The organism is Kitasatospora sp. NPDC091207 (assembly GCF_044768625.1).
In the GTDB taxonomy this organism is placed as follows: Bacteria; Actinomycetota; Actinomycetes; order Streptomycetales; family Streptomycetaceae; genus Kitasatospora.
In genome coordinates, this window is sequence record NZ_JBIVVS010000003.1 from 123862 (window position 1) to 146125 (window position 22264).

General features: G+C 74.6%; 23 protein-coding genes. 14 read left to right on the forward strand and 9 right to left on the reverse strand.

All coding sequences use genetic code 11. From position 1 onward, the window contains the following. Window positions 1–8 precede the first annotated feature (8 nt). The gene (locus ACIQTO_RS08195; protein WP_402384535.1) at window positions 9–1244 is read left to right on the forward strand and encodes a sensor histidine kinase; all 1236 of its coding nucleotides are present in this window, start codon (window positions 9–11) and stop codon (window positions 1242–1244) included. Between the two features lie 24 nt (window positions 1245–1268). Here ACIQTO_RS08195 and ACIQTO_RS08200 read toward each other — a convergent pair whose 3' ends face one another. Together ACIQTO_RS08200 and ACIQTO_RS08205 are read right to left on the reverse strand one after the other, a co-directional pair. Continuing rightward, window positions 1269–2693 carry a sensor histidine kinase gene (locus tag ACIQTO_RS08200; protein WP_402384538.1) on the reverse strand — a complete coding sequence of 475 codons (1425 nt, stop codon included), beginning with the start codon at window positions 2691–2693 and terminating at the stop codon, window positions 1269–1271. Then, entirely contained in the window at window positions 2690–3355 is a 666-nt protein-coding gene (locus tag ACIQTO_RS08205) for a response regulator (protein WP_402384540.1), read from the reverse strand. The genes ACIQTO_RS08200 and ACIQTO_RS08205 overlap by 4 nt, the downstream gene beginning before the upstream one ends. Before the next feature lie 140 nt (window positions 3356–3495). Between ACIQTO_RS08205 and ACIQTO_RS08210 the strand changes: the two genes are divergently transcribed. The 3 genes from ACIQTO_RS08210 to ACIQTO_RS08220 all read left to right on the forward strand — a co-directional run bounded on the left by ACIQTO_RS08210 (window position 3496) and on the right by ACIQTO_RS08220 (window position 7053). Then, entirely contained in the window at window positions 3496–4653 is a 1158-nt protein-coding gene (locus tag ACIQTO_RS08210; protein WP_402384543.1) for a lipid II:glycine glycyltransferase FemX, read from the forward strand. 65 nt (window positions 4654–4718) lie between these two features. Further along, window positions 4719–6305 (forward strand): murein biosynthesis integral membrane protein MurJ, encoded by a 1587-nt coding sequence (murJ, locus tag ACIQTO_RS08215; RefSeq protein WP_402384546.1) that lies wholly within the window; start codon window positions 4719–4721, stop codon window positions 6303–6305. A 112-nt stretch (window positions 6306–6417) separates the two neighbouring features. Continuing rightward, window positions 6418–7053 carry a response regulator gene (locus ACIQTO_RS08220; protein WP_402384548.1) on the forward strand — a complete coding sequence of 212 codons (636 nt, stop codon included), beginning with the start codon at window positions 6418–6420 and terminating at the stop codon, window positions 7051–7053. 54 nt (window positions 7054–7107) lie between these two features. Here ACIQTO_RS08220 and ACIQTO_RS08225 read toward each other — a convergent pair whose 3' ends face one another. Next, window positions 7108–8001 carry a transglutaminase family protein gene (locus ACIQTO_RS08225; protein ID WP_402384551.1) on the reverse strand — a complete coding sequence of 298 codons (894 nt, stop codon included), beginning with the start codon at window positions 7999–8001 and terminating at the stop codon, window positions 7108–7110. Between the two features lie 168 nt (window positions 8002–8169). Continuing rightward, window positions 8170–9087 carry a GNAT family N-acetyltransferase gene (locus ACIQTO_RS08230; protein ID WP_402384554.1) on the reverse strand — a complete coding sequence of 306 codons (918 nt, stop codon included), beginning with the start codon at window positions 9085–9087 and terminating at the stop codon, window positions 8170–8172. Between the two features lie 226 nt (window positions 9088–9313). On the opposite strand from ACIQTO_RS08230, the gene fdxA reads away from it, so the two are divergent. Together fdxA and dapC are read left to right on the forward strand one after the other, a co-directional pair. Further along, the gene (gene fdxA, locus ACIQTO_RS08235; protein ID WP_329489462.1) at window positions 9314–9643 is read left to right on the forward strand and encodes a ferredoxin; all 330 of its coding nucleotides are present in this window, start codon (window positions 9314–9316) and stop codon (window positions 9641–9643) included. Between the two features lie 21 nt (window positions 9644–9664). Further along, complete coding sequence (gene dapC / locus ACIQTO_RS08240) at window positions 9665–10816, forward strand: succinyldiaminopimelate transaminase (RefSeq protein ID WP_402384556.1); 1152 nt, start codon at window positions 9665–9667, stop codon at window positions 10814–10816. Window positions 10817–10895: 79 nt separating this feature from the next. On the opposite strand, the gene ACIQTO_RS08245 is transcribed toward dapC, so the two are convergent. Both ACIQTO_RS08245 and ACIQTO_RS08250 read right to left on the reverse strand, forming a co-directional pair. Beyond that, window positions 10896–11669: a hypothetical protein gene (locus tag ACIQTO_RS08245; protein ID WP_402384558.1), complete on the reverse strand. Its 774-nt coding sequence runs from the start codon at window positions 11667–11669 to the stop codon at window positions 10896–10898. Between the two features lie 385 nt (window positions 11670–12054). Next, window positions 12055–13077, reverse strand: a complete 1023-nt coding sequence (locus ACIQTO_RS08250) for a hypothetical protein (RefSeq protein ID WP_402384560.1) — start codon at window positions 13075–13077, stop codon at window positions 12055–12057. Between the two features lie 120 nt (window positions 13078–13197). Between ACIQTO_RS08250 and dapE the strand changes: the two genes are divergently transcribed. Both dapE and ACIQTO_RS08260 read left to right on the forward strand, forming a co-directional pair. Beyond that, the gene (dapE, locus tag ACIQTO_RS08255; protein ID WP_402384562.1) at window positions 13198–14271 is read left to right on the forward strand and encodes a succinyl-diaminopimelate desuccinylase; all 1074 of its coding nucleotides are present in this window, start codon (window positions 13198–13200) and stop codon (window positions 14269–14271) included. A gap of 134 nt (window positions 14272–14405) precedes the next feature. Further along, on the forward strand, window positions 14406–15215 hold the full coding sequence (locus tag ACIQTO_RS08260) for a TIGR00730 family Rossman fold protein (protein WP_402384564.1): 810 nt from the start codon (window positions 14406–14408) through the stop codon (window positions 15213–15215). Window positions 15216–15336: 121 nt separating this feature from the next. Here ACIQTO_RS08260 and folP read toward each other — a convergent pair whose 3' ends face one another. Then, window positions 15337–16149, reverse strand: a complete 813-nt coding sequence (gene folP / locus ACIQTO_RS08265) for a dihydropteroate synthase (protein WP_402385221.1) — start codon at window positions 16147–16149, stop codon at window positions 15337–15339. A gap of 173 nt (window positions 16150–16322) precedes the next feature. Between folP and ACIQTO_RS08270 the strand changes: the two genes are divergently transcribed. Both ACIQTO_RS08270 and ACIQTO_RS08275 read left to right on the forward strand, forming a co-directional pair. Beyond that, window positions 16323–16745 carry a DivIVA domain-containing protein gene (locus ACIQTO_RS08270; RefSeq protein ID WP_402384567.1) on the forward strand — a complete coding sequence of 141 codons (423 nt, stop codon included), beginning with the start codon at window positions 16323–16325 and terminating at the stop codon, window positions 16743–16745. Further along, window positions 16742–17332, forward strand: coding sequence for a DNA-3-methyladenine glycosylase I (locus ACIQTO_RS08275; protein WP_402384569.1), 591 nt, complete (start codon window positions 16742–16744; stop codon window positions 17330–17332). Before ACIQTO_RS08270 ends, ACIQTO_RS08275 begins: the two co-directional genes overlap by 4 nt. Before the next feature lie 79 nt (window positions 17333–17411). Here ACIQTO_RS08275 and ACIQTO_RS08280 read toward each other — a convergent pair whose 3' ends face one another. Beyond that, window positions 17412–18212: an enoyl-CoA hydratase-related protein gene (locus tag ACIQTO_RS08280; protein WP_402384572.1), complete on the reverse strand. Its 801-nt coding sequence runs from the start codon at window positions 18210–18212 to the stop codon at window positions 17412–17414. A 297-nt stretch (window positions 18213–18509) separates the two neighbouring features. On the opposite strand from ACIQTO_RS08280, the gene ACIQTO_RS08285 reads away from it, so the two are divergent. Beyond that, on the forward strand, window positions 18510–18677 hold the full coding sequence (locus ACIQTO_RS08285; RefSeq protein ID WP_014137929.1) for a DUF3117 domain-containing protein: 168 nt from the start codon (window positions 18510–18512) through the stop codon (window positions 18675–18677). Window positions 18678–18806: 129 nt separating this feature from the next. On the opposite strand, the gene ACIQTO_RS08290 is transcribed toward ACIQTO_RS08285, so the two are convergent. Beyond that, window positions 18807–19415, reverse strand: coding sequence for an O-methyltransferase (locus ACIQTO_RS08290; protein ID WP_402384575.1), 609 nt, complete (start codon window positions 19413–19415; stop codon window positions 18807–18809). Window positions 19416–19741: 326 nt separating this feature from the next. Here ACIQTO_RS08290 and sigE point away from each other — a divergent pair, with 326 nt between their 5' ends. From sigE to ACIQTO_RS08305, 3 genes are all read left to right on the forward strand, one after another. Then, the gene (gene sigE, locus ACIQTO_RS08295) at window positions 19742–20482 is read left to right on the forward strand and encodes an RNA polymerase sigma factor SigE (protein WP_402385223.1); all 741 of its coding nucleotides are present in this window, start codon (window positions 19742–19744) and stop codon (window positions 20480–20482) included. Further along, the gene (locus ACIQTO_RS08300; RefSeq protein WP_402384577.1) at window positions 20479–21519 is read left to right on the forward strand and encodes an anti-sigma factor family protein; all 1041 of its coding nucleotides are present in this window, start codon (window positions 20479–20481) and stop codon (window positions 21517–21519) included. The genes sigE and ACIQTO_RS08300 overlap by 4 nt, the downstream gene beginning before the upstream one ends. Before the next feature lie 129 nt (window positions 21520–21648). Then, entirely contained in the window at window positions 21649–22101 is a 453-nt protein-coding gene (locus ACIQTO_RS08305) for a sec-independent translocase (protein WP_402384580.1), read from the forward strand. Window positions 22102–22264: the final 163 nt, after the last annotated feature.

Sequence of the window (22264 nt, forward strand, 5' to 3'; positions counted from 1 at the left end):
TGACCTCCATGCCCGACACGCCCCGCGCCCACCGGTCCGACGAGCAGCCGGACGGGGGGAGCGGGCGGGTGTCCTTCAGGAACGTCCCCGGCTCCCCGGTGGAGAACCGGCGCCAGCTGCTGGTCAAGGTCAGCTGGATGCTGCTCTGGATGGTCTACCTGCTCTACCCGGTGAGCGACCTGCTCAAGGGCGGGCACTCGCCGTCGGCGACGGTGGCCGGCTGGACCGCCCTGGCGGTCTTCGTCGGCTGCTACATCGGCCTGGTGGTGCTCCGCTCGACGGCGGGCACCCGGCCGACGGCCTGCCGGGTGGTGGTCGCGACGATGGTCCTGACCGCGATCGTCACCGCCTTCGGCCTCGGCACCGCGTGGCTCACGCTCTTCACCTACGCCTCGGTCGCCGTCGGGATCATCGCCCCGGCGCGCTTCGCGCTCGCCGGGGTCGGCGCGATGGCCGGGCTGACCGTCGTGGTCGGGCTGCTCAGCCGTGCCGACGGCGGCGACATCCCCACCCTCGCGCTCACCGCCTTCCTCTCCGGCGCCGCCATGACCGGACTGCAGCGCCTGGTCGCGACCATGAGGGAGCTGCGCGAGGCACGGGCCGCCGTGGCCCACCTGGCGGCCTCGGAGGAGCGGTTGCGGATGGCCCGGGACCTGCACGACCTGCTCGGGCACTCGCTGTCGCTGATCACCCTGAAGAGCGAGCTGGCCGGGCGCCTCATGGACGGCGGCAAGGATGAGGCGGCGCGGGCCCAGGTCGCCGACATCGAGGGGGTGGCCCGGCAGTCGCTGATCGACGTGCGGGAGGCGGTGACCGGTTTCCGCCGGCCCACCCTGCCGGTCGAACTCGCCGCCGCCCGGACGGCGCTGGCGGCCGCGCAGGTCGGCCTGGAGGCGTCGCCGGAGCTGGTGGACGCCTGGCCGGGGCTGGCCACCGAGGAGGCGGGCGCCCTGGCCTGGGCGCTGCGCGAGGCGGTCACCAACATCGTCCGGCACGGCGAGGGTGCCACGGTCTGCACGGTGCGGGCGGACGAGACGTGGGAGGGCGACGGCGAGCGGTTCGCCGTCCTGGAGATCGCCGACAACGGGGCCGGGCCCGGCAAGTCCGGGCCGGGCAACGGGCTCTCCGGCCTGGAGGAGCGGCTGGCGCTGGTCGGCGGACGGCTGGAGACCGGGCCGGGCGACCGCGGCCGGGGCTTCCGGCTGCGCGCGCTGGTACCACTGCGGACGGTCCCGGTCGCCTGAGGGCCCGCGCCGGGGGCGCCGGCTTCAGAGCCCGGGGAGCTCCAGGACGAAGCGGGCGCCGCGCGGGGAGTGGGCGACCCGCAGGGTGCCGCCGTGCCGGGTCGCGATGTCGGCCGCGATCGCCAGGCCGAGGCCGCTGCCGCCCGCGTCACGGCTGCGCGCCTCGTCGAGCCGGGTGAACGGTTCGAAGATTCGCACGCGGTCCGCCACCGGGACGCCCGGACCGTCGTCGCGGACCTCCAGGACGCAGCCGTGCGCCGTCCCGCGGGCGACCAGCACGATCTCCGACTCCGCGTGCCGCCGGGCGTTGTCCAGCAGGTTCCGGACCAGCCGGTGCAGCCTGATCCGGCTGCCGCGCACCGGCACCGGGTCGGGCGCGTCCACCCGCAGGGCGAGCCGGTCGCCGACGGCCGGGCGGTACTGGTCGGCGAGCTCGCCCAGGACGGCCGCGAGGTCGACGGGGGTGTCCGACCCGGCCGCCGCCGGGTGGGCGCCGCGGGCCAGGAACAGCAGGTCCTCGGTGAGGTGCTGGAGGCGCTCGACCGAGGTCAGCGCCTCCTGGGTGGCGGCCGGCCAGTCGGTGCGCCCGGGGTGGGCCAGCGACACCTCCAGGTTGGTGCGCAGTGCCGCGATCGGGCTGCGCAGCTCGTGCGAGGCGTCCGCGACGAACCGCTGCTGCTGGACGGCCGAGCGCTCCAGCCGGTCCAGGGTGGCGTTGGTGGTGGTCGCCATCCGGGCGATCTCGTCGCCGGACCGCGGCACCGGCACCCGGCGGTCCAGGCGGTGTTCGCTGATCGCGGCCAGCTCGGCGCGGATCGCCTCGACCGGCCGCAGGGCCCGGCCGGTCGCCACCCAGGCGATCAGCGCGACCAGCAGCGCGGCGGCCGGCACACCCGCCTGGAGCACCGGGTCGATGGTGCGGACGGCGGCCTCGGCGGCGAACGGCGTGGCCGGCACGTAGACGGTGACCGGGCCGAGCGGCGGGGAGCTGGGGCCGGTGGTGTCGGACACCCGGAAGTACATCGTCCACGCGCCCATGGCGGTGAAGGCGCGCCCCGAGAAGCGGTTGGCGGCGGCCGGGCTCGCCGGGCCGACGCTGATCCGCTGCCCCTGGGCCACCCAGTCCTCGGGGGCGTGCTCCGGGGCCGCCGGCAGCGGCGGGCCGGTCAGGCGCTGGGTGGTGAGCGGGCCGCCGAGGGCGAACACCCGGCCGTCCTTGTCGAGGGCGACGTACGGCACCAGGTCGCCGGCGGCCGGTCCCTGGCCGTGGGCGAGGCCGCGGCCGATCTCCCGTGCCTGGTACTGCGCCTCCGACGCGGCGACGGCGAACTGCGCCCGGTACATGTGGTCGCGCAGCCACCAGGCGCCGCCGCCGAGCAGCAGCGCCGCCGCCAGACCGGCCGCGAGCGAGGTGCGGACCCGGACGGAGAGCCGTCCGAGCACGCTCACGGCTCCAGCCGGTAGCCCGCACCGCGCACGGTGGTGATGGAACGCAGGCCGAACGGGGTGTCCACCTTGCGGCGCAGCATGCTGATGTACACCTCGACGATGGACTCCTCGCCGTCGAAGGCGATGTCCCAGACCTCGTCGACGATCCGGCGCTTGGACAGCACCTCGCCCGGGTGTTCGGCGAGACACCGCAGGACGGCGAACTCCCGCTCGGTGAGGGTGATCTCGGTGTCGCCGCGGCCGCAGCGACGGGCGGCCGGGTCCATCCAGAGCCCGCCGACCCGCAGCAGCGCGCCGGGGGCGGCGCTGCGGCGCAGCAGGGCGCGCAGCCGGGCGAGGAAGACCAGGTAGGAGAACGGTTTGACGAGGTAGTCGTCGGCGCCGGTGTCCAGGCCCTCGGCCTCGTCGTACTCGCCGTCCTTCGCGGTGAGCATCAGGATCGGCGTGGTGGTGCCGCCCTCGCGCAGCGCCTCGCACACCTTGTAGCCGTTGAGGCCGGGCAGCATGATGTCGAGCACGATCGCCCGGTACGCGTGCCGCCGCGCCAGCCGGAGGCCGGTGAGGCCGTCCGGGGCGAGGTCGACGGTGTAGCCCTCGGCCTCCAGCCCGCGCCGGACGGCGGCGGCCACTTGGGGGTCGTCCTCCACCACCAGGATCTCCATGCGGATGAGGATGCCATCGGGGCCCGGACGGTTGCTTAAAGGGTCTTCAGCTTTCTCAGCCTCGCTTCAGGCACCCGGGCGCATGCTCTCGCCGTTCGCCGGCGCTCCAGGCCGGTGCCCGACGCGAGAGGGGTTCGCCGATGACTGTCGTCGTCCCGGAGGGCGTGGCCGCCGGCCCCGCGGACACCGGTCCGCTGCGGCTGGTGCCGATACCGGCGGCCGAGCACGCCGCCTGGGCCGCCGCGCACGGTGGTGTGAGCTTTCTGCAGTGTCCGTCCTGGGGCCGGGTGAAGGAGGGGTGGCGGTCCGAGAGCCTGGCCTGGACCGGTGCCGAGGGGCGGACGGTCGGGGCCGCGCTGGTGCTGTACCGGGAGGTCCCGGGGCTCGGGCGCAGCTTCGCCTACCTGCCCGAGGGGCCGGTGATCGACTGGGCCGCGCCGGACCTGGGGCGGTGGCTGGCGCCGCTGGCCGCCGCGCTGCGCTCGCGCGGTGTGTTCACGGTGCGGATCGGGCCGCCGCCGGCCCTGCGGGTCTGGGAGGCGGGGACGATCCGGGCGGCGGTGCGCGGTGGCGCGGTCCGGCAGCTGCGGGACGTCCTGCCGGACGCCGTCGACCCGGTCGGCGCGATGGCCGCGGAGCGGCTCCGGGCGCTCGGCTGGGAGCCGGCCGCGCGGGACACCCAGCCCCGGTACACCTTCCGCCTGCCGCTCGCCGGGCGTGAACTCGGCTCGGTCCGGGACGGGTTGAGCGCCGAGTGGCGGCGCAACCTCCGCCGGGCACGCGGCGCCGGGGTGGAGGTCGTCGAGGGCTCGGCCGAGGACCTGGAGTCCTTCTACGCGCTGCTGCGGGAGACCGAGCGGCGGGCCGGCTTCGACCTCGGGCGCGGACTCGCCTACTACCGGCGGCAGTTCGCCGAGCTGAACGCCGAACGGCCGGGCCGGATGCGGTTGTTCCTGGCCAGGCACCGGGGTGAGGTGCTGGCCGCGCACACCTTCGTCACGGTCGGGCGGGGCACCTGGTACCTGACCGGCGGCTCGGCCTCGGCGGGGCGCGAGGTCCGCCCCAGCAACGCCCTGCAGTGGGCGATGATCCAGGCCGCGCACGGTCTGGGCGCCGACGAGTACGACCTGCGGGGCGTCCGGCCCTCATGGGACCCGGCCGGCCGCGACTACGGGCTGCTGCGCTGGAAGCTCGGCACCGGGGGCCGGGTGGTGGAGGGCTCGGGGGAGTGGGAACTGGCCCTGAACCGGCCGCTGCACCTGGCGTTCCGCCGCTATCTGGCCCGGCGGCAGGGGTGAGTCGTTTGAGTACAACTCTCGGCGAGAACAAGGTAGTTGGTGCCTCGGTGCGGAAGGGGTCGCCGATGGAGCGCTCCAGTCACCGCAGGCCCCGCCGCCGGCTGCCCGCGACTCTGGTGATGGCCGGCGGGACGATCGTGTCGCGCGCCACCGGGTTCGTCCGCGCCGCGCTGGTCGTCGCCGTCCTCGGCGCCGGGGTGTCGGCCGACGGGTACAACGTGGCCAACACCGTGCCCAACATCCTCTTCGTCCTGCTGATCGGCGGCGCGCTGAACACCGCGCTGGTGCCGCACCTGGTGCGGGCGGCCCGGGAGTCCGAGGACGGCGGGGCGGCGCACATCAACCGGCTGGTCACGCTGCTCGTGACGGCCCTGGTCGTGATCGCGGCCGTGGTGGTGCCGGCGGCGCCGTGGATCGTCCGGGCCTACACCTCGTACGGCGGCGGGCAGTTGGACCGGACGGTACTGCTGGCCTACCTCTGCCTGCCGCAGGTCTTCTTCTACGGCCTGTTCACCGTGCTCGGCCAGGTGCTCAACGCGCGGCAGCGGTTCGCGCCGATGGCCTGGGCGCCGGTGCTCAACAACCTGGTGGTGATCGCGGTCTTCGGGGCGATGCCCAGGAGCGGGGCGCTGACCGGCACCCGGCTGATGCTGCTGGGCGCCGGCACGACGCTCGGCGTGGTGGCGCAGAGCGTCGCCCTGCTGCCCTGCCTGCGGGCCGCCGGCGTACGGCTGCGCCCGCGCTGGGACTGGCGCGAGGCCGGCCTCGGCGATCCGGTACGGGCCGCCGGCTGGACCCTGCTGCTGGTGCTGACCGACCAGGCGGGCTACTGGGTGGTGACGCGGCTCTCCACGGCGGTCGGCGAGCAGGCCGCGGCGGCGGGCGTGCCGGGCGGCGCCGGCTACACCGCCTACAGCAGCGCCTACCTGCTCTGGATCGTGCCGCACGGCGTGATGACGGTGTCGCTGGTGACGGCCGTCCTGCCGGGCATGAGCGCGGCGGCGGCCGCCGCGGAGCTGTCGGCGGTGCGCGCGCTCGCCTCCCGGGCGCTGCGCACGGTGGCCGTGGTCACCGTGCCGGCTGCTTGCGGACTCGCCGTACTGGCGCCACAGTTGGCGACGGTCGCGTTCGGGCACGGCCGAGCCGGGGAGGCGGATGTGCGGGCCATCGGGTGGATGCTGACGGCCTTCGCGCCCGGACTGGTGCTGTACTCGGCGGCGTACGCGCTCACCCGGGTCTTCTACGCGCTGCGGGACAGCCGGACGCCGTTCCTGCTCAACCTCCTGCCGGTCACGGCGGCGGCCGCCGGCTCGCTGCTCTGCTACCACTGCCTGCCGGCGCGCTGGGCGGTGACCGGGATGGCCGCCTGCTACGGCGGGTCGTTCCTGCTGGCGGCGGCGGGCGCGGCGCTGCTGCTGCGCCGCCGGCTCGACGGGCTGGACACCCGGCGGGTGGTGGGGACGCACACCAGACTGCTCGTGGCGGCCCTGCCGGCCGGCGCGGCGGCCTGGGCGGCGGCGCGCGCGGTCGACCAGGCCTGGGCGGGGCTGGCGGTGGGCGGGATCGCGCTGGGCGTGGTCTTCCTGCTGCTCGGCCGGCTGCTGCGGGTGGCGGAACTGGACGTCCTGACGGCCCGCCTGCGCCGGCGCTGAGCGCGCGGCGGGGCCGGACGGTCCGGACCGCCCGGCCGGGGCACCGGGCCGGAGGGCCCCGGGAGACCCGCCAGGTGACGCCGCCGCGCCCGTGGGCCCTAGGGTCGACCGCATGAGTGAGATGCGAAGCGACGGTGCCCCGTCCGTCCGCGTGCTGCTGGCGGAGGACCAGGGGATGGTCCGGGAGGCGCTGGCCGCGCTGCTCGGGCTGGAGGGGGACATCGACGTGGTGGCCCAGGTGGGGCGCGGCGACGAGGTGGTGGACGCCGCGATCGCCCAGGACGTGCAGGTCGCGGTGCTGGACATCGAGATGCCGGGGATCACCGGGATCGAGGCGGCGGCGCTGCTGCGCAAGGCCCGGCCGCAGACCAAGGTGGTCATCGCGACCACCTTCGGCCGTCCCGGCTACCTGCGGCGGGCGATGGAGGCGGGCGCGGACGCCTTTCTGGTGAAGGACGCCCCGGCGTCCGAGCTGGCGGAGGCGATCCGCCGGGTGCTGCGCGGCGAGCGGGTGATCGACCCGGTGCTGGCCGCCGCCGCGCTCGCGGAGGGGGCGAACCCGCTGACGGCCCGCGAGCGCGACGTCCTGGCCGCCGCGGCGGACGGCGCGGTGAACGCCGACATCGCCCGCCGGCTGCACCTGTCCGAGGGGACGGTGCGCAACTACCTCTCGATGGCGATCCAGAAGACCGCGGCCCGCAACCGCACCGAGGCGGTCCGGATCGCCCGCGAGAAGGGCTGGCTGTAGCGGCGGGTCGGCAGCGCGGGGCCGGTGGGGCCGTGGCGCCGGGCCCGGTGGGGCTCAGTTGAGCCGGTGCCGGGCGGCCCGCGCCTCCTGGCGGACCTTCGACGCGGTGTCCGGGTCGAAGGCGTCCAGGATCTCCGCGTACGCGTTCATCTCGGTCGAGCCGCCGAGGAAGTCGCCGGTCCGCACCAGCAGTTCCGCCCGTTCCAGCCGGAGCTGGGCCGGGTGGCGGGGCAGCAGCAGGGCGAGTTCGGTGGCCCAGAGCTGGGTCCGGGCGTGCTCGGGGCGCTCGGCGGCCCAGGCGCGGATGTTGCCGAGCACCCGCAGCACGGTGTCCAGCGGTTGGGCCGGGGTCAGCAGTTCGGGCGAGAACGGGTGGCCGGTGGCCCGGACCAGGTCGGCCGCGTCCTCCAGGTCGAGCAGCCGCCCGCCGTGGAACGGGTCGGCCAGGACGAAGTCGTCACCACCGCCCGGGCCGCCGACCGCGACGATGAAGTGGCCCGGCAGCGCGATCCCGTACACCGGCACCCCGGCCCGCCGGCCGACCGCCGTCCAGACCAGCGCGAGCATGATCGGCAGCCCGCGCCGGCGCCGCAGCACGTCGGGCAGCAGCGAGGACTCCAGCCGCCGGTAGTCGGACCGCCGCCCGTGGAACCGCTCCCGCCCGCCGAGCACGGCGGCCAGCAGCGCGGCCGTCTCCTCCGGACCGGCCGGGGCCCGCTCGGCGACGGCGAGCCGGACGGCGGCGGCGTGCCGCTCCAGCGCCGCCTCGCAGGCGGCCAGCAGGGCGTCCAGGGTGGGCGGGTCCCGGGGGTCGTCCGGGTCCAGGACGGGGCTGTGCTCGGCGGCCGCGAGCAGGCAGAGCAGCACCGGATCGGGGTGCTCGGCCCGGGCCTCGGTCCGGAAGCGTGCTCTGCTCTGCTCGGTCACGGTGGCGGCGACGGCTTTCATGCGGGCGGACAGACAGGCGGTACAGACGGGCGGTACTGGCAGGCGGGGTACTGGCGGGCGGTACAGACGGGTGGAACCGGACAGCCGGACCGACGGGTGCCCGCCGACGGCCGGAGCCGGCGGAACGGGCGGCGGAGCGGGACCGGCGGGCGGGCCGACCCGCCCGTGCTACCCCTGGGGCAGACGGGCGTAGTGGTAAGTGTGACTGGTCGTGAAGCCAAGTCCGTCATAGAGCGCGATCGCACCATCGTTCTCCGCCTCGACCTGGAGGTAGGCGGCGGTCGCGCCCTCCTCGGCGGCCCGGGCGGCGAGCACCGCCATCACCGTGGTGGCGAGCCCCGCGCGGCGGGCGTCCGGGGCGACCTCGATCGCGCCGAAGCAGGCCCACGGACCGTCGATGACGCAGCGTCCGACGGCCGTCGGCGGCCCGCCCGGCGCGCCCGGCACGGTGGCGAACCAGACCGAAGGACCGCCGTGGATCACCTGTCGGGCCGCCTCCTCCACCGCCGGGTCGCCGCTCACCCGCCGGTACCGGGACATCCACTCGGCGCCGGCGGTCCGGGCGAGCCGCACCCGGCCGTGGCCGGTGCCGAGCCGGGCGAGCGGTGCCAGTGCCGCGACCCGCACCAGCGTCGGCGAGTACGCCGCCCCGAGCCGGTCCAGCTCCTCGCGCAGTTCCCCGGGCGAGCCGGGCGTACTGATCTCCACCCAGGCGGGCAGTCCGCGTGCCGCGTACCAGTTCCGCACCGCGGTGAGGGCCTCGGCCGTCGTCAGGCCGGGGTCGCCGAGCGCCTGGACCGAGTTGGCCCGCCGGGTGAAGCCGGCGGAGGCGCGCAGCGTCCACTCGCCGAGCGGTTCCTGCTCGACGGCGGGCCAGCCGCGCGCCGCGATCCGCTGGAGCTCCAGGGGCGAGGCGACGGGCAGCGCCGCCCGCCGGGCCGGGAACAGCGGCACCACCTTGCCCGCGACCAGCCGGTTCTCCGCGAAGGTGACCGGATCGCCGCCGCGGGGGTCGACGGTCAGTTCACGATCGTCCCAGGATGTGAGCACGCCGATCACATCGCGGAACACCGGCCTGTCGCCCACGAACTCCGCGACACGCCGAACTGACACTCGTAGTCCCACGTCAGAGCGATCTATCCGGACCTCCGGACGGTTCTGGACCGGCTCGTCGGCCGCCATCTGGGCACCTCCTGTGCATTTGCGGTCTCCGACCCGCGATACTAGGGGCGGGCATCGACGACGCCGCGCTCACCCGCGCACGCGAGCAAACAGAATGGGCCGCCGAGCCCTTCCGAGGAGGAACGACAGCGTGACCTACGTCATCGCGCAGCCTTGTGTCGACGTCAAGGACAAGGCCTGCATCGAAGAGTGCCCGGTTGACTGCATCTACGAGGGCGAGCGATCGCTCTACATCCACCCGGATGAGTGTGTCGACTGCGGCGCATGCGAGCCGGTCTGCCCGGTCGAGGCGATCTTCTACGAGGACGACACTCCGGAGGAGTGGAAGGACTACTACAAGGCGAACGTCGAGTTCTTCGACGACCTCGGTTCGCCCGGTGGTGCCTCGAAGCTCGGCCTGATCGAGCGCGACCACCCCTTCATCGCCGCTCTGCCGCCGCAGAACACCGACGAGCACTGAACGATCGGTGGCAACTGAGCTGTGAGTACCAAGAACAGCACGCACGCGCCGTTCCCGGGTCACCCGGGGGCGGCGCGCCGCGTTTCCGATCTCCTGCCGGTCTTCCCCTGGGACAAGCTGGAGCCGTACAAGAAGACCGCGCTGGCGCACCCCGGCGGGCTCTGCGACTTCTCGGTGGGTACCCCGGTCGACCCGGTCCCCGAGGTGATCCAGAAGGCGCTGGCCACGGCCAGCGACACCCCCGGCTACCCGACCGTCTGGGGCCCGGTGGAGCTGCGCGAGGCGATCGCGGGCTGGCTGCGCCGCCGGGTCGGCGCCGAGATCGGCCCGCAGGCCGTCCTGCCCACGGTCGGTTCCAAGGAGCTGGTGGCCTGGCTGCCGACCCAGCTCGGCCTCGGCCCCGGTGACCAGGTGGCCTACCCGCGCCTGGCGTACCCGACCTACGAGGTGGGTGCGCGGCTCTGCGGCGCGGAGCCGGTCGAGTACGACTCGGTGGACGAACTGGACGGCTCGCGGGTACGCCTGCTCTGGGTCAACTCGCCGTCCAACCCGACCGGGCGGGTGCTCGGCGCCGACGAGCTGCGCCGCGCGGTCGAGTGGGCCCGGGAGCACCGGGCCCTGCTGGTCAGTGACGAGTGCTACCTGGAGCTGGGCTGGGAGGCCGACCCGGTCTCCGTCCTGCACCCAGACGTCTGCGGGGGCGACCACGAGGGCCTGCTGGCCGTCCAGTCCCTCTCCAAGCGTTCCAACCTGGCCGGCTACCGCGCCTCCTTCGTGGCGGGCGACCCGGTGGTGGTCAAGGAGCTGCTGGGGGTGCGCAAGCACAGCGGGATGATCGTCCCGGCCCCCGTCCAGGCGGCGATCGTCGCCGCGCTCGCGGACGACGCGCACGTGGCCGAGCAACGCGGGCGCTACGCGGCCCGGCGGGCGGCGCTGCGCGCGGCACTGGAGGCGTACGGCTTCCGGGTGGAGCACTCGGAGGCGAGCCTGTACCTGTGGGCGACCCAGGACCGGCCGTGCTGGGAGACGGTGGCCGAACTGGCCGAGTTGGGCATCCTGGCGGCGCCCGGCGACTTCTACGGGCCGGCCGGCGGGAGGTTCGTGCGGGTCGCGTTCACCGCGACCGACGAGCGGGTCGCGGCGGCCGTGGAACGGCTGGACGCGGCGCGCTGAGCACACCGCGAAGGGGCCGGTGTTCCGAGAGGAACACCGGCCCCTTCGGTGTACGGGGGCTACGGCCGACCGGTAGGGACTACAGCGGCAGGCCGCCGAGGCCGCCGCCGCCGATCCCGCCGAGCAGGCCGGTGATCGGGCCGAGGCCGGCCAGCGGGGAGTTCGGGCCGAGGTCGGCGCCGCCGAGGCGGTTGGCCGAGCCGTGCTCGGCCAGGCCCAGCACGTCCGCGCCGGGCAGCGCGGAGGTGGCGTCGGCCGGCAGCGCGCGGCTCAGGGCGGCCAGCGGGAGCGCGTCGGTGACGGCGTTGGCACCGGGGACGGCGCCGCTGAGCGCGCCGGCGCCCGGCAGGCCCTGGGTCAGGCCGGCGGTCTGGGAGAGCCCGCCGACCGGGTTGGCGCCCGCTCCGGCGCTGCGGCCGGTCGCGCCGGGGCCGCCGGTGACGGCCTCGCCGAGCTTGCCGGCCAGCGCGGCGGCGACCTTCGGGGTGACGGCGGAGAGCTGGCCGGTGGTGGCGGCGGTCTTGTCGACCGGCGCGGTCAGCGAGCCGGCCTTCTCGTTCGCCTCGGGCAGCTGGTGGGCGACGATGTTGCCGGTGGCGTCGGCGGTGGCCGGGACACCCGCGGCGACGGTGGCGGCGCCGGTGTCCCCGGCGGCCTGGCCCAGCTCGTGGGTGGTGTGCTGCAGGGTGGATCCCGCGTCGGTGTTGGTCAGCTGGCCCAACGGCGCGGCCAGGTCGGACTTGGGCAGCAGCGCGTCGGCGGCGGACGCGGAGCCGGCCGCGACCAGCGGGGTCGCGCCGGCTGCCACGAGCAGTGCGGCCTGGGCGATCCGGCGCTTGAGGGAGTGAGACATGGGGCTCCTCGAAGGGGTCTTGGGTCCGTCCTGTCCGCCGGGCGGACGACGTTCTTACCGCTTGAGAAGCCAGAAGGTTTCGGCCGGTGCAAGGAAACGGTCTTACCGACGATCCGATCGTCGGCCCGGCCCCGGCGGGCGCCGGGCGGTCCGGCCGGGGGCGCGGAGGCGGTGCGGGCCAAGGGAAGTGACGGTTCTGCGCCGCTGCCCCGGCACCGGCCGGACCGCCCAGCCGGGTTGACCGGAATCACTCCTTCGGCGGCAACCCGGACACCAGTGCGTCAGCCCGCCGGACGGCCCGTCCGGCGGCCCGCGCGCCCAGCGTCCGCCCCGCGGCCCCGCGGAGTCCTCGGCGGGGCCCCGGCGGGCCTTCCGCGGGCCTTCCTCAGGCCTTGCCGGCCGGCGCGACCGAGACCAGCACCAGCTTGGTCGAGGTGCCGGTCGGCTGCGGCTTCCACCCGTTCTCGGAGTTGGACCTGCGCCAGATCTTCCCGTCGTAGGCGACCGTCTCGATGCCGAGTTGCTGGGCCTGCGTCACCGCCCAGTGCGCCACCTCCCAGCCGCTCTGCCGTTCGGCGTCCGGGCCCGCGTCGGTGCTGGCCGCCGGGTCCGGGGTCAGCGAGACGGCGTTCTCGGCGCCCTTGACGGTCGAGATGTAGCCGGCCGCCGGCGTCACCGTCCGGCCGAACTCACGGCGCACCCGGTCACTCAGCGCCTGCGTCCGGTCCGGCCGGGCAGCCGGCGTCGCCGAGGGCGCGGCGGAGCCGGTGGCGTCCGGCGTGGCGTCGTCCTCCGCCGGTTCGGGTGCGGCGAACTCGTGCACCACGCAGTTCAGCGAGCCCGCCTCGCGGCCGGTCAGCGCCGAGGCGAGCAGCGTCGCCTTGGTCTCGTGCTTGGCGTACGCCTGCGGGTAACCGCTCTTCTGCACCTGCTGCGCCGCGTCGGTCAGCGGCAGCCGGGTGTAGCCGGGGACCTTGACCAGGCCGTCCAGGAACTTGTTGGTCGCGTAGACCGGGTCCATGATCTGCTGCACGGTGCCCCAGCCCTGCGAGGGCCGCTGCTGGAACAGGCCGACCGAGTCCCGGTCGCCGCCCGCCAGGTTGCGGATCTTGGACTCCTGCATCGCCGTCGCCAGCGAGATGGTCACCGCCCGGTCCGGCAGCCCGCGCGAGTGCGCCACGGCGGCGATCGTCGCGGCGTTGGCCGCCTGCGGGATCTCCAGGGTGCCCTCGCCCGAGGGGGTCTTCACCGCACAGCCCTCGGGGGTCAGCTTGGTGTCGCGCAGCCAGTACAGGCCCACCGCGACCACCACGAGCGCCAGCAGGACGATCAGCACCGCGCGCAACGGCCCGCGCCGCCGCCGGGGCGCCGTGTCGCCGCCCTGACCGCCGCTCCTCTTCCTGCCCACCGACGCCCCTCTCCACCTGCTCCTGATCGGACACCGTACCCACTCGGACGGATGTGCGGCGCCACCGGTTGCGATCGGCGGCGTGGGCCGGCCGGCCGCCCGCGACTAGGCTGAAGGACCATGAGCAGCTCTGAGACGCCCCTGGACCTCACTCTCGACGGCGGTGCGCTGACCGCACGGCTCGTCGACTTCCCGTCGGTCAGCGGCGACGAGCAGGCGCTCGCCGACGCCGTGGAAGCGGCGCTGCGGGCCTACCCGCACCTGACCGTGGACCGGTACGGCAACAACGTGGTCGCCCGCACCGGTCTGGGCCGTGCCGAGCGCGTCCTGCTCGCCGGCCACCTGGACACCGTGCCGATCGCCGACAACGTGCCGTCCTACGTCGAGGGCGACCTGCTCTACGGGTGCGGCACCTCCGACATGAAGTCCGGGGTGGCCGTCCAGCTCCGGTTGGCCGCCACCCTGCCCGAGCCCAACCGGGACCTCACCTTCGTGTTCTACGACTGCGAGGAGGTGGAGGCGAACCGCAACGGCCTCGGCCACCTCGCCGCGCGGCACCCGGACTGGCTGGCCGCCGACTTCGCCGTGCTGATGGAGCCCAGCGGGGCCACCGTGGAGGGCGGCTGCCAGGGCACCATGCGGGTCCAGATCCGGCTGACCGGTGTGCGCGCGCACGCGGCCCGCGGCTGGCTCGGCGACAACGCCATCCACCACGCCGCCGAGGTCCTCGGGCGGCTCGCCGCCTACCGTCCGCGCCGGGTCGAGATCGACGGCCTGGAGTACCGCGAGGGCCTCAACGCCGTTCGGATCGACGGCGGGGTGGCCGGCAACGTCATCCCCGACGAGTGCGTGGTGACGGTCAACTTCCGCTTCGCGCCGGACCGGGACGAGGCGGAGGCCGAGAAGCACCTGCGCGAGGTCTTCGACGGCTTCGAGGTGACCGTCACCGACTCCGCCCCCGGCGCCCTCCCCGGCCTCGACCAGCCCGCCGCCCGGGCCTTCCTGGCCGCCACCGGCGGCGTCGCCCGGGCCAAGTTCGGCTGGACCGACGTGGCCCGGTTCAGCGCGTTCGGCATCCCGGCGGTCAACTACGGCCCGGGCGACCCGAACATGGCGCACAAGCGGGACGAGCACTGTTCGCTCAGCGCCATCGCCGAGACGGAGGAGCGGCTGCGCGCCTGGCTGACCGACTGAGCCGCCCCGGCCGGTCCGCTCGGCGCCGCGGCGGCCCGGACCGGCCGGCCGGCGGTCGAACGCCATCTTCCGGTTGCCCAACCGACCTTTCACCGTTGCCTGAAAACCGGGATCGGCGGGCGTAGGGTTTCGTCATGACAGGCACTGGAGACGAAAAGCACTACGGACACGGACCCGAGCAGGTGGGCGAGCCGCGCCCGAAGAAGGCGTGGCCCGAGAAGCAGAAGGGCCCGGTGCTGGTGCGCCGGGACCAGGTCGGCACCAGCACGACGGACCAGCGCCTGCTGGACACCACCGGCCCGACGGACTGGCTGCACACCGACCCGTGGCGAGTGCTGCGGATCACCTCGGAATTCGTCGAGGGCTTCGGCGCGCTGGCCGAACTCCCGGCCGCGATCAGCGTGTTCGGCTCCGCCCGGACCTCGGTCGACTCCCCCGAGTACGCGGCGGGCGTGGCGATCGGCCGGGCGCTGGCGGAGGCCGGCTACGCGGTGATCACCGGCGGCGGCCCGGGCGCGATGGAGGCCGCCAACCGCGGCGCCTCGGACGCCGGCGGCCTGAGCGTGGGCCTCGGCATCGAGCTGCCCTTCGAGCAGGGGCTCAACGAGTTCGTCGACCTCGGGCTGAACTTCCGCTACTTCTTCGTCCGCAAGACGATGTTCGTGAAGTACGCGCAGGGCTTCGTGGTGCTGCCCGGCGGCCTCGGCACGCTGGACGAGCTGTTCGAGGCGCTGACCCTGGTGCAGACGAAGAAGGTCACCCGGTTCCCGGTGATCCTGTTCGGCAGTGAGTACTGGGGCGGCCTCTACGAGTGGTTGAAGAACACCCTCGTCGCGCAGGGCAAGGCGGCCCCGCACGACCTGGAGCTGTTCCACATCACCGACGACATCGACGAGGTCATGAAGATCCTCGCCGACGCCCGTCGCCCGGCGAACGAGATCTAGTCCGCGCCGGGTCCGGCGCGAACGGGACCCGACGGGAGCGGGGCCCGCCCGCCCTCCGGCGGCGGCCCGGGTGCCCCGGGTGGGCCGGCCGTCAGGCCAGCTCCCGTCAGGCCAGCTCCCGTCAGGCCAGCCCCCGGCGGGCCACCGCCGGGGGGCGGGTGCCCCGGATCGAGGCGACCATGTCCAGCACCTGCCGGGTCTCGGCGACCTGGTGCGCCCGGTAGACCCGCGCGCCCAGCCAGGCCGACACCGCCGTGGTCGCCAGCGTGCCGAGCAGCCGCTCGTTCACCGGCTTGTCCAGCGTCTCGCCGACGAAGTCCTTGTTGGAGAGCGAGACCAGGACCGGGAAGCCGGTCGCGGTCATCTCGGGGAGCCGGCGGGTCGCCTCCAGCGAGTGCCGGGTGTTCTTGCCGAAGTCGTGCCCCGGGTCGATGATCACCGCGTCCCGCCGCACCCCCAGGCCGACCGCCCGCTCGGCCAGCCCGACGGTCACCCGCAGGATGTCCGCCATCACGTCCGGGTAGCCGACCCGGTGCGGCCGGGTCCGCGGCTCGGCGCCGCCCGCGTGGGTGCAGACCAGACCGGCGTCGTACCGGGCGGCCACCTCGGCCAGCTCCGGGTCGACCCCGCCCCAGGCGTCGTTCAGCAGGTCCGCGCCCACCTCGCAGACCGCCTCGCCGACCTCGTGCCGCCAGGTGTCCACGCTGATCACGGCCTCCGGATGGCGCTTGCGCAGCTCCGCCACGAACGGCACGGTGCGCCGCAGTTCCTCCTCGACGGTGACCTCGTCGCCCGGTCCGGCCTTCACCCCGCCGATGTCCAGGATCGCGGCGCCCTCGGCCATCGCGCGGTCGGCGGCGGCGAACGCGGCCTCGTCCGCGAAGGTGGCGCCCTTGTCGAAGAACGAGTCCGGGGTGCGGTTGACGATGGCCATGATCACCAGCTCGTCGTCACCGAATTCCCGTGGTCCCAGGCGCAGTGCCACCGATGTCTCCTCCACAGCTGCTCCGGGTGCGATGATGGCCCCCGGCCTATCGGGAACCATGCTGTCATGATCGTGAGCCGGGCACTGTTGTCAGCGCCGGCAGGGAAGTCGGGAGGACGCTCGTGTTCTGGGTGATCGTGGTGGCGATGGCCGTCGTGGTCGGAGGCGCCGCGCTGGTGGCGCTCGGCGGGGGCGGCTCGCTGCCGGAGGCAGTGCAGGACCGCATCGCCGCCCGGCTGCCGCAGGACCGTCCGCTGAGCAGGGACGACGTGGACGGCATCCGGCTGCCGATGGCCGTGCGCGGCTACCGGATGGACGAGGTGGACGACGTCCTGGACCGGCTCGGCGCCGAACTCGCCTACCGGGACTCGCGGATCGCCGAACTGGAGGCCGCCACCGTGGTGCGCGGCGCCGTCGAGGCCACCGGCGGCCCGGACGCCGGGGCCGAACCGCTGCCCGGCCTGGAGGCGTTCGCCCAGGTCGTCGAGCCGGTCGCCACGCTGACCAAGGACCCCGAGGACGCGCGGCCGGCGGCGGAGCAGTGACCGACGCCGGTGCGGTGCTCGGTGCGGACGGCCTGCGGCGCTGCGGCTGGGGCGACTCGACCGAGGACTACCGGGTCTACCACGACACCGAGTGGGGCCGACCGGTCCACGGCGACGACGCGCTGTTCGAGCGGGTCTGCCTGGAGGCCTTCCAGTCCGGCCTCTCCTGGATCACCATCCTGCGCCGCCGCGAGGGGTTCCGGGCCGCGTTCGCGGGCTTCGCGATCGACGAGGTGGCCGAGTTCGGCCCGGCCGACGTCGAGCGGCTCCTCGGCGACACCGGCATCATCCGCAACCGGGCCAAGATCGAGGCGTCCATCGCCAACGCGCGGGTCGCCCGCGACCTCGACGGCGGACTGGACGCGCTGATCTGGCAGTTCGCCGGTGATCCGGACCGGCCGGCCCCCCGCACCCTGGCGGAGGTGCCGGCCGTCACGCCCGAGTCGACGGCACTGGCGAAGGCGCTCAAGAAGGCGGGCCTACGCTTCGTCGGCCCGACCACCGCGTACGCGCTGATGCAGGCCTGCGGCCTGGTCGACGACCATCTGGCGGACTGCCACGTCCGGAGCGCCCCGCCGGCCGCTTGAGGTCCTGTCCGGCCGCCCGGGGCCCGGTGACACCCGCGGACGGGGTCACCGGGCCCCGGGCGGGACCGGCCGGCCGGTGTCAGCGGCCCAGGTAGGCCGGCTTCTCCTTGGCGATGAACGCGCGGACCGCGATCCGGTGGTCCTCGCTGTCGCCGGCCAGCGTCTGCAGTTCGTCCTCCTTGTCGAGCAGCTCGTCCAGCGTGTGCGCGGCGCCGTAGGCCAGCGACTCCTTGATGGCGCCGTACGCCACCGTCGGGCCCCCGGCCAGCTCCTTGGCGAAGACCCGGGCGGTGGCGGCCAGCTCGGCGGCCGGGACGACCTTGGTGGCCAGGCCCAGCTCCATCGCCTCGGTGGCCTTCACCGTGCGCGGCAGCATCAGCAGCTCGGTCGCCCTGGCGTGCCCGACCAGCCGGGGCAGCGTCCAGGAGGCGCCCGAGTCGGCGGTCAGCGCGATACCGGCGAAGGCCGTGTTGAACCCGGCGGTGTCCGCGACGATCCGGAAGTCGCAGGCGAAGGCGAGCGAGGCACCCGCGCCCGCCGCGACGCCGCCGACCGCCGCCACCGTCGGCTTGCGCATCCCGGCCAGCGCCCGGACCAGCGGGTTGTAGTGCTCGGCGACGGTCTTGAGCGCGCCCTCGCCGGTCTCCTCGGCCCGCTTCAGCAGGCCCAGGTGCTCCTTGAGGTCCTGCCCGACGCAGAACGCCCGCTCGCCGGCGCCGGTGAGCAGCACCGCCCGCACCGCCCGGTCCTCGGCCGCGGCGGCCACGGTGTCACGCAGCGCCACCTTGGTGGCGGTGTCCAGCGCGTTCATCGCCTCGGGGCGGTTGATGGTGATGACGGCCAGGCCGCCGTCCAGCTCGTACAGCACGGAATCGGACATGGGCGAGGGGCTCCCTTGGGATCGTCACAGCTCGGTCGTGTGCCAGGATGCCGGAGCACGCGGCCGGCTGGGGAGTGTGAGGTATCGCACCTTTCGGCGGCGTGCCGACCGCCGCCGCGCCGGGGCTTATGGCGGGAAATGTGGCGCTTGAAGCCGGTCCGGCCCTGGATGCACCGAGAGTGATGTTGGTCATCAGGCCGTGGCATGCGGGATAATGGCTTCCGATCAATGCGTTCGATACCGGCGGTGGACGGACTGCCGGTGCGTAGCTGAGCGGTTGCAGGAAGGGGAACGAGCATGGCGGCCATGAAGCCGCGGACGGGTGACGGCCCGCTCGAAGTCACCAAAGAGGGGCGGGGCATCATCATGCGCGTTCCGCTCGAAGGCGGCGGACGCCTTGTGGTGGAGCTCACGCCTGACGAGGCCGACGCCCTGGGCGAGGCGCTGAAGAAGGCCTGCGGCTGACCGCAGCGGGTGCTCCCCATCTCCCTGGAGATGTACCGCCGGGCCCGGGTACGACATCACGTCGGCCCGGGCTCTGTGGTGTCCGGGGCCGGCCGGGTGTCGTGCCCGGAGCCGGGCCGACGCCCCCGGTCAGCGCTTCACGGCGCAGAGCAGGCCGTCCGACACCGGCAGCAGTGCCGGCAGCAGGGAGTCGCTCTCCCGGACGTCCCTGACCAGGTCGCGCACCGCGTGCGTCTGCGGGTCCTGCTGATCGGGCTCGGCCAGCCGGCCTTCCTGGAAGACGCCCTCGAAGCAGACCATCCCGCCCGGCCGCAGCAGCCGCAGCGACTCCGCCAGGTACTCCCGGGACTCCGCCGGGTCCCCGTCGCAGAACACCAGGTCGTACTGGCCGTCGGCGAGCCGCGGCAGCACGTCCAGGGCCCGGCCCGGTATGAAGCGCGACCGGTTCGCCGCGAACCCGGCCGCCTGGTAGGCCTCCCGGGCCAGCTGCTGGCGGACCGGTTCCGAATCCACCGTGGTGAGCACGCCGTCCGGGCGCATCCCGCGCAGCAGGTAGACGCCGGAGACGCCCGTTCCGGTGCCGATCTCCGCCACCGCCTTGGCGTCCAGCGCGGCCGCCAGCAGCCGCAGACAGGCCCCTCCCCCCGGTCCGATCGCCCTGACGCCGGTTCGCGCGGACTGCGCCCGGGCGTAGGTCAGCACCGCGTCCTCGCCGACGAAGGTGTCGGAGAGGGCCACGCGCGCGGGCCCGAACTCGCTGATGGCTGCCTCTTTCGGAGCCCCGGGCCTTGGCCCGGTGCCGAGCGGAAGTCGATATTTCCTGGCACAGATTACTGGCCGGGCGGGAACCGCGTACGGCGGCGGGCCGTTGCTGAGGAAGGGACCGGGTAACGGATACCCCTGGGATACCCCCCGGGCACTTTTATCCGGGCTTGACGGGTGAGGTGGATATGGTGGTGGCCCTGCTGGGCAGAAGAGCCAACCGAGGAGGTGTGGCCGAGGGCGACGTCCCTGTGCGGCGGCACGCCCGCGGCACCGCGTCAGCCCGTACGCCGAAGCCCGTGATGAACCAGTCTGCGCATTCCACCCTGGACCAGCCGGTCGCCGCGACGCCGGCCGCCGGTACCACCGAGGCACCCGCCGCCCTCGCGAGCTTCGCCGAGGGGCCCGACGCGCAGACCTGGACTCCGCCCTCCTGGGAGGAGATCGTCGAGGCGCACAGCGCCCGTGTCTACCGCCTCGCCTACCGCCTGACGGGCAACCAGCACGACGCCGAGGACCTCACCCAGGAGGTCTTCGTCCGGGTGTTCCGTTCGCTGTCGACCTACACCCCCGGTACGTTCGAGGGCTGGTTGCACCGGATCACCACCAACCTGTTCCTGGACATGGTCCGCCGACGCCAGCGCATTCGCTTCGACGCGCTCGGCGACGACGCGGCCGAGCGCCTGGCCAGCCGCGAGCCCAGCCCGGCCCAGCACTTCAGCGACACCCACTTCGACGCCGACGTCCAGCAGGCGCTGGACACCCTCGCCCCGGAGTTCCGTGCCGCCGTGGTGCTCTGCGACATCGAGGGCCTCTCCTACGAGGAGATCGCGGCCACGCTCGGCGTCAAGCTCGGCACCGTCCGCAGCCGCATCCACCGCGGCCGCTCGCACCTGCGTGCCGCACTGAAGCACCGCGCCCCCGGCGCGGCCCCGGGCCGTGAGCGCCGGGGCGGCTCCGAGGAGCCGGTGCCGGTGCCGGTCGGCGCCGTCGCGGGTGAGGCCACGGGCGCGCCGGGCGGGCGCGGACGGAGGCGATCGTGAGCGGAACCGGCCGGTCGGGACCGGGCCGGCCGGACGCTCCCGGCAAGGGCGCCGCCTGGCGCGCAGGCTGGCCCCAGCTGGGCCGCCGCGGCCACGAGGACGGAGCCGACGAACCGGTGCCGCCTGCCGTGGCCCTGCCGGGCGAGGCCTCGCTGCGCGCGGTCGCCGTCAAGCCCACCGAGCCCGCCGCGGAGGAGCACCACCTCGGGGAGCGGCTCTCCGCATTCGTCGACGGTGAACTCGGCCACGACTCCCGCGACCGCGTCCAGGCCCATCTCGCGACCTGCCCGCAGTGCCTCGCCGAGGCCGACGAGGGCCGCGCCGTGAAGCACCTGCTGACCCGTACCGGTACCCCCGGCCCCTCCTCCGCGCTGATGTCGCGGCTGATGGCCGTCGGTGCGCTCCAGGACGAGGAACCCGCCGCCGAGCGACCGCGCCGGGACGACGACGACCTGCCCGGCGGCGGGCTGCCCGCGGGCTGGGGAGCGACCCGGCCGGAGGCCGGGGGAGGCACCCTCGGCGGCAGCCGGCTGAACGGCGGCTCCTTCGGCCGCGGTGCGGGCGCCTTCGGTGCGGGCGCGCTCGGTGCCGACGCACCGGTGCCCGGTATCGACCCCAGGGCGTTCGGGCGCGGCAGCTCGGTGCTCCGCCCCCTGATGGGCCGGCGCTCCGGCCGTCCCGAGGCCGCCGTCGCGCCGCGGCCGGCCGCGGCCGCCGCCGGACCGGTGGTGGTCCGGCAGGCACCGCCGCGCGGGCGCCGGTTCGTCTTCGCCGCCGCCGGGGCCTTCTCGGTCGCCGCGGTGACGCTCGGCGGGGTCGGTGGCTTCGCCGCGCAGAGCGACGACCAGCACGGCACCACGGTGAGCCCGGCCGGCAACACCGAACGGGGCGGCGGGTACGCCCCGATGAAGGCGCAGGTCCCGGTGGACTTCCCGGTCCGCCCGGTGGCGGCCACCCGCAGCGCGACCCCGCCGCAGATCGTGCCGGACCGCACCCCCAGCTCGGGTCTCGCCGGGCTGCACCAGGAGAACCGGTAGCGCACGCCGGGGCACCCGGCAGTGGCCATCGGCGGGTCTTCACCACGGCTTCATCACAGTGTGGGGTCCAGACCCGACGGTGGCCATTACGCTGTAGGAACCGTTGTCCGACGAGCTGAGGGAGCTTAGGTGTTCAGCGACGTAGGCGGGCTGGAGATCCTGACTCTGGTCATCATGGCCATCGTGATCTTCGGTCCGGACAAGCTGCCGAAGCTGATCCAGGACACCATGGGCTTCATCAAGAAGGTCCGCTCCTTCGCCGACTCGGCGAAGGAGGACATCCGCAGCGAGCTGGGCCCGGAGTTCAAGGACTTCGAGTTCGAGGACCTCCACCCCAAGACCTTCGTCCGCAAGCAGCTCATGGGCGGCCAGGAGGACCCGCTGGGCCTCAAGGAGATCCGGGACAGCCTGGACATCCGCTCGGTGCTGGACGACAAGCCCGCCGCCGCCGTGAACGGACAGGGCCGCACCGGCACGGTCAGCATGGACAAGTCCGGCGCCGTGGGCGCCGCGGGGGTGGCCTCCGCCGGCGCCGTGCTCCAGCCCGGCGAGCGCCCCCCGTTCGACCCGGACGCGACGTAACCGCCCGCTCGTGTTGTCGCCCGCTCGCCTCCGGGTCGCTGTGATCCGGTGCCGACGGTCGGCGTTCCAACGCTCCTCGTCCCTCGGGGCGTCCTCGCGCTCTCCCTTTCGGCACCGGCGCGGCCCTTCGGCTCGGGGCGGTGTTGTCGCCCGCTCGCTTCCG

Excerpts from the sequence above, each read along its gene's own strand:
- ACIQTO_RS08195 (WP_402384535.1), top strand. The coding sequence starts at position 9 with ATGCCCGACACGCCCCGCGCCCACCGGTCCGACGAGCAGCCGGACGGG.
- ACIQTO_RS08205 (WP_402384540.1), bottom strand. The coding sequence starts at position 3,355 with ATGGAGATCCTGGTGGTGGAGGACGACCCCCAAGTGGCCGCCGCCGTC.
- ACIQTO_RS08210 (WP_402384543.1), top strand. The coding sequence starts at position 3,496 with ATGACTGTCGTCGTCCCGGAGGGCGTGGCCGCCGGCCCCGCGGACACC.
- murJ (WP_402384546.1), top strand. The coding sequence starts at position 4,719 with ATGGAGCGCTCCAGTCACCGCAGGCCCCGCCGCCGGCTGCCCGCGACT.
- ACIQTO_RS08220 (WP_402384548.1), top strand. The coding sequence starts at position 6,418 with ATGAGTGAGATGCGAAGCGACGGTGCCCCGTCCGTCCGCGTGCTGCTG.
- ACIQTO_RS08225 (WP_402384551.1), bottom strand. The coding sequence starts at position 8,001 with ATGAAAGCCGTCGCCGCCACCGTGACCGAGCAGAGCAGAGCACGCTTC.
- ACIQTO_RS08245 (WP_402384558.1), bottom strand. The coding sequence starts at position 11,669 with ATGTCTCACTCCCTCAAGCGCCGGATCGCCCAGGCCGCACTGCTCGTG.
- dapE (WP_402384562.1), top strand. The coding sequence starts at position 13,198 with ATGAGCAGCTCTGAGACGCCCCTGGACCTCACTCTCGACGGCGGTGCG.
- ACIQTO_RS08260 (WP_402384564.1), top strand. The coding sequence starts at position 14,406 with ATGACAGGCACTGGAGACGAAAAGCACTACGGACACGGACCCGAGCAG.
- folP (WP_402385221.1), bottom strand. The coding sequence starts at position 16,149 with ATGGCCATCGTCAACCGCACCCCGGACTCGTTCTTCGACAAGGGCGCC.
- ACIQTO_RS08280 (WP_402384572.1), bottom strand. The coding sequence starts at position 18,212 with ATGTCCGATTCCGTGCTGTACGAGCTGGACGGCGGCCTGGCCGTCATC.
- ACIQTO_RS08285 (WP_014137929.1), top strand. The coding sequence starts at position 18,510 with ATGGCGGCCATGAAGCCGCGGACGGGTGACGGCCCGCTCGAAGTCACC.
- sigE (WP_402385223.1), top strand. The coding sequence starts at position 19,742 with ATGAACCAGTCTGCGCATTCCACCCTGGACCAGCCGGTCGCCGCGACG.